Below are 4810 nucleotides of genomic sequence, written 5' to 3'. Positions count from 1 at the left end.
CTGCCTGCCGTCCTCGACGTGTTCGGCGCCTTCGCCCGCCTGGTGAGCCAGTCAGACGCCGCGGGCGCGCTTCCCGTGCTGTATGCCGCCACCGCTCCTGGCGTCCAGGGCGGCGACTACTACGGACCGGACGGACCGGGCGAGACCCGCGGCAACGCGACGCTCGTGGCGCCGTCGCCCCGGGTTCTGGACAGGGACATCGCCACACGCCTGTGGAACAGGAGCATGGAGCTGACGGGTGTCAGCTACGCGGCGCTGCCTCAGCCGGTCTGAGCGGCGAACTGCAGTGAGGCGATGACCTGCCGCGTCGGAGCGAACTCCGGTGCGTCGAAGTAGGCCTGAGCCTCGCCGATCGTGCCGAAGGTGACATTCTGCGGACCGGTGTTCGCCGGGGCTTTCGGCACGAGCACTTCAAGGTCCCCGAAGCTGACGCGTCCGAGCGGATTGTCCGCCTGCACCGTATTGGTGAGCGTGCAGGCCACGCCGTCGGCTCTCCCCACCTGGTCGGTGATGCCGTACGAGCTGAAGAACCGGAAACCCTGGATGATCCGCATGACGAAGCGCGGCTCGATGGCGTCGACGGCGTCGGGTGCCGCGGGGATGCTGAGCGGCTCGCTGCCGAGGACATAGTAGGGCGAGGGCCCGAAGTCCGGGCAGGGCGGGTCCTCCGTCTGGATCCCGGTGTGAAGCTCGGCAGCGGTGATTCCTGCCGGGGTACGTACGGCATAGTGCACCGCGTCCGCAGCATAGACGCCCGCACCCGGTTCCGCCGGCTGGACCACCCAGTCGGCCGGCAGCTCGAAGCTGAGGAGCCTGCGAGGGTCGGTGAAGACCTTCCATCCCTCACGGGCCTCCCGCGGAGGCGAGGTCGCCTCGGGCGAAGGCGGTTCAGCGGCGGGGGCGGTGCTTGCCGCGGCCGTCGTCCGACCGGCGTCCGGGGACTCCTCGCCGCCCGAGCAGCCGGTGAGAAGCAGGACGGCGGCGCTGAGCAGTGCCAGCGTCCTGCATAGGGGCAGATGAACGGAAGTCATGCCGTCAGTGTAAATGTGCCGGTACCGGGTCGGTGGGTCTGCCACTCCGCAGGCCCCGAACTTTGTGCACGGCGGCGACGACGGCGTGAGCGGCCTCTTCCAGCTCCTCCGCGGGAGTGTCGCGCGTCCAGGACAACCTCAGCGCGCTCTGCGCGGTCCCGGGATCGATCCCCAGTGCCAGCAGCACCGCGGACGGCTCGTCGGAGCCCGCTGCGCATGCGGAACCGCTCGACGCCACTACTCCGAGCCGTTCAAGCTCCAGCAGGACAGCTTCCCCACTGACCCCGGGAAAACAGAACGAGGCGAGGCCGGGGAGGCGCCTCGTGGGATGCCCCGTCAGCCGTGCGTTCGGCGTGTGGGTGAGAATGTGCTCGATGAGGGCGTCCCGGTGGACCGTCGCCAGCTGCGCCGCTTCCGGAAGGGCGCCCTGCGCCAGGTCGAGTGCGGCCGCCAGGGCCGCAGCGCCGGCCACGTTCTCGGTTCCCGACCGGCGCCCGCGCTCCTGGCCGCCACCGTGCTGCAGGGGTTCACAGGGAACCCTGCCTCTCAGGTAGACGGCGCCGATCCCCTTCGGCGCGCCCAGTTTGTGCCCCGAGATGCTCAGGGAATCGACGCCGAGCGCTCCGACGCCGAGCGGCAGCCATCCTGCTGCCTGGACGGTGTCGCTGTGGAAGTACACCCCGGCGGCGGCACAGACACCTGCCAGTTCGTCGATCGGCTGGACCGTTCCCACTTCGTTGTTGGCGTACATGAGTGTGCACAGCGTGGTTTCCGGCGTGAGCACCTTTTCCAGTGCAGCGAGTGAAACGATGCCCTCTGGCGTCACCGGAACGGTCGAGACCCGGAAGCCGTGGAAGCGCGTCAGGTAGTCCAGTGCGCCGGACACTGCGGCATGCTCGATCGGGCTCGTCACGATATGCCGTCCTCGGGGGGCCGCGAGCGCTATCCCCTTGAGCACGAAGTTGTTCGACTCGGTCCCGCCGGAGGTGAACGTGATCTCCGATGCCCGGCAGCCGAGAATCCGTGCGACCGTGCGGCGTGCGTCCTCGAGCGCGGCGGCTGCCGCCTCCCCGGGGGCATGGTGGCTCGAGGGGTTCCCGAAGTTCGAGGTCAGCAGCGGCCACAATGCCTCGAGTGCGGCACGCTGAAGCGGGGCGGTCGCGGCCGCGTCGAGGTAGATCATCGGTCGAGGTAGTTCATTGATTGCTCCCGAAAGCGGCCGTGAGGTCCGGGGTCCCGCCTGCTTGGAGACCCGAGTCGATATCGAGGCCGAGGTCGAGCGCCCTGACGCTGTGGGTCAGGGCGCCCGAGGAAATCAGGTCCACCCCGGTCCGCGCGATGGCGGCGATCGTGTCGAGGCGGACGTTGCCGCTGGCCTCCACCAGCGCGCGACCCCTGATCTGCGCCACCCCTGCGGCGAGGTCCCGGAGGGAGAAGTTGTCGAGCAGGAGAGTGTCCACACCCGCGGCAAGGACGGGTTCGATCTGGTCGAGGCGGTCCACCTCGACTTCGAAATGCACCGTGTGCGGCAGACGCTCACGGGCTGCACGCAGGCTCGCCGTAAGGGCAGCTGGGCCGTCCGCCGACAGCAGCGCGAGGTGGTTGTCCTTCGCCATGACGGCATCCGACAGGCTGAAACGATGGTTGTAGCCACCCCCGCAGCGCACTGCAAAGCGCTCAAAGGCGCGGAGGCCCGGTGTGGTCTTGCGGGTGTCGACGACCCGTGCGGTCGTACCCTCCACAGCGTCGACGAAAGCCCGCGTCATGGTGGCGATACCACTGAGCCGCTGGACGAGATTCAGCGCGGTGCGCTCGGCAGTCAGGATACCCGCGGCCGGCCCGGCCACGGTGGCGAGGACAGTTCCGGCGCCGAAGGGTTCACCGTCCTGCACCGCCATTCGCACCTCGATCGCAGGATCGGTGAGACGGAACGCCGCCTCGATCATCGGGGCACCGCAGAAAATTCCCGCTTCGCGTGCGGTGAAGGAGGCAATGGCACGCCGGCCGCCGGGCACGAGCACCTGGCAGGTGATGTCGCCCCACGGCGCATCCTCTTCCAACGCCGAACCCACGATGCGGTCCACCAGCGCGGCCGCGGGCGGCTGGTGAGGGCCGAGTCCGGGATATTCTCCGGACCGGGTCATGGTCGTCCTCCCGCTGCCGTGGTGACTGCTATGTTCGCTGCTGTGTTCCCTGCTGTGTTCCGTGCTGTGGTGACAGCCGTGGTCCCTGCTACATTCGCTGCCGTGGTGACAGCTGTGTTCCCTGCTGCTGTACCTACCGCTCCATTGACGAAGGCCCTCGAGCGGACCGGCCCTGCTGACGTGTCTGCTGCTCCCGACCCCGTAGACAGCGGATCGTCGGAGCGGTAGTGGGCGCCCCTCGACTCGGTCCGCGCGTGGGCTGCATACACCATCAGCCGTGCGGCGACGAGGAGGTTCCCCAGCTCGCAGTCTGCCACTGCGGCGCCGGATGTACCGAACTGCGCGAGCTGCTTCGCCGCAATCCGCAGGCCGCCTCCGGTCCGGATCACACCGGCGTGGTCGGACATCAGACGCTGCAGCTCGGCCCGGGTGAACGCCTGGTCCACGCCCGATCCTCCGAGGTCGAGGGGCGTCGCAGGGAAAACCGGCCAGTGGCCACCCGGCGCCGATTCGGACCCTGGTGCAGGGAATGCCGGTCCCGAGGTCACTGGTCCTGACGGTGCAGGGCCTGACGGGCTCCGGGCCGGGAATGCCGGTCCCGACGGCACTGGTGCTGAGAGCGCCGCGGCGGCCCGCCCGCCGAAGACCAGCCCCTCCAGCAGCGAGTTCGACGCGAGCCGGTTGGCCCCATGGACGCCCGTGCGCGCAACCTCGCCCACCGCGAACAGCCCGCGCAGCGAGGTACGGCCCCAGGTGTCGGTCTGCACCCCGCCCATCCAGTAGTGCGCCGCGGGTACCACGGGAATCGGCTCTCTCGCCCAATCAAGGTCGTGCCGCCGGGTCAGCGCCGTCAGCGTGGGGAAGCGGCGTTCGAGGAACGCGCGGTCCAGGCCGGTCGCGTCGAGGAAGACCCTCGCCTCCCCCGATGCTTCCAGATGACGGGCAATGCTCCGGGACACGACATCGCGCGGGGCCAGATCGCCGGCTTCGGAGAAGTGCTCCATGAACCGTTGGCCCGACCTATCGACGAGCCGCGCACCCTCCCCGCGGACAGCTTCGGAGATGAGCGGATTGCCCGGAACGTCCAGCGCCGTGGGGTGGAACTGGAAGAACTCTGCGTCGGCCACGACCGCTCCTGCATGCCAGGCGAGCGCAACGCCGTCCGCCGTGGCCACGGTAGGATTCGTGGTGTGCTCGAACAGCTGGCCGGCACCGCCCGTGGCCAGCACGACGGCGTCGGCTCCGATCACCGACACGCTGCCGGTGTCTGTCCCTGCGAGGTATTCGATACCCGTGGCTCGGGATGCCGGGCCGTCAGACGTGCGCAGGATCTTCGTGACAAAGGCATGCTCGACCACTGTGATGCCCTCGTCCGCCCGGACGGCGCGAATGAGCGCCGCAGCGAGGCCCGCACCGGAGGCATCGCCCCCGATGCGCAGGATCCGCGGCACACTGTGTGCTGCTTCGCGCCCGACGGCGAGTTTCCCGCCGTCGGCGTCGAACTGGACTCCGAGTTCTCCAAGCCGCTCGATGTGCTGTGCAGCCGCTCCGCACATCAGCGTGACGGCGGCGGCGTCGCAGAGCCCCGCGCCGGCCGTGAGGGTGTCGGCGATGTGCGCGTCGATCGTGTCGGGA

At 69.3% G+C, this 4810-nt stretch carries 4 protein-coding genes and 1 pseudogene; 1 reads left to right on the top strand and 4 read right to left on the bottom strand.

Annotated features, from left to right (window positions below; translation table 11 throughout):
• Nucleotides 1-273 (top strand): annotated as a pseudogene (locus Y704_RS24655) (hypothetical protein); the annotation flags it as partial.
• On the opposite strand, the gene Y704_RS22115 reads toward Y704_RS24655, so the two are convergent.
• The 4 genes from Y704_RS22115 to Y704_RS22105 form a co-directional block, all read right to left on the bottom strand.
• Nucleotides 261-1031 (bottom strand): hypothetical protein, encoded by a 771-nt coding sequence (locus Y704_RS22115; RefSeq protein ID WP_051477266.1) that lies wholly within the window; start codon nucleotides 1029-1031, stop codon nucleotides 261-263. The pseudogene Y704_RS24655 and the gene Y704_RS22115 sit on opposite strands and share 13 nt — an antisense overlap.
• Before the next feature lie 4 nt (nucleotides 1032-1035).
• On the bottom strand, nucleotides 1036-2214 hold the full coding sequence (locus Y704_RS0116195; protein ID WP_026550880.1) for a cysteine desulfurase family protein: 1179 nt from the start codon (nucleotides 2212-2214) through the stop codon (nucleotides 1036-1038).
• Nucleotides 2215-2227: 13 nt separating this feature from the next.
• On the bottom strand, nucleotides 2228-3175 hold the full coding sequence (gene nadC, locus Y704_RS22110) for a carboxylating nicotinate-nucleotide diphosphorylase (protein ID WP_051477264.1): 948 nt from the start codon (nucleotides 3173-3175) through the stop codon (nucleotides 2228-2230).
• Nucleotides 3172-4810 (bottom strand): L-aspartate oxidase (locus Y704_RS22105; RefSeq protein WP_051477262.1); only part of this gene is annotated, 1639 nt, incomplete at its 5' end. The genes nadC and Y704_RS22105, both read right to left, overlap by 4 nt.

This window comes from Arthrobacter sp. Br18 (assembly GCF_000520555.1).
Taxonomy (GTDB): Bacteria; Actinomycetota; Actinomycetes; order Actinomycetales; family Micrococcaceae; genus Arthrobacter_D.
Note: the sequence above shows the minus strand (reverse complement) of the source record. Positions and strands in the feature narration are given on the sequence as shown.

Excerpts from the sequence above, each read along its gene's own strand:
- Y704_RS22115 (WP_051477266.1), bottom strand. The coding sequence starts at position 1,031 with ATGACTTCCGTTCATCTGCCCCTATGCAGGACGCTGGCACTGCTCAGC.
- Y704_RS0116195 (WP_026550880.1), bottom strand. The coding sequence starts at position 2,214 with ATGATCTACCTCGACGCGGCCGCGACCGCCCCGCTTCAGCGTGCCGCA.
- nadC (WP_051477264.1), bottom strand. The coding sequence starts at position 3,175 with ATGACCCGGTCCGGAGAATATCCCGGACTCGGCCCTCACCAGCCGCCC.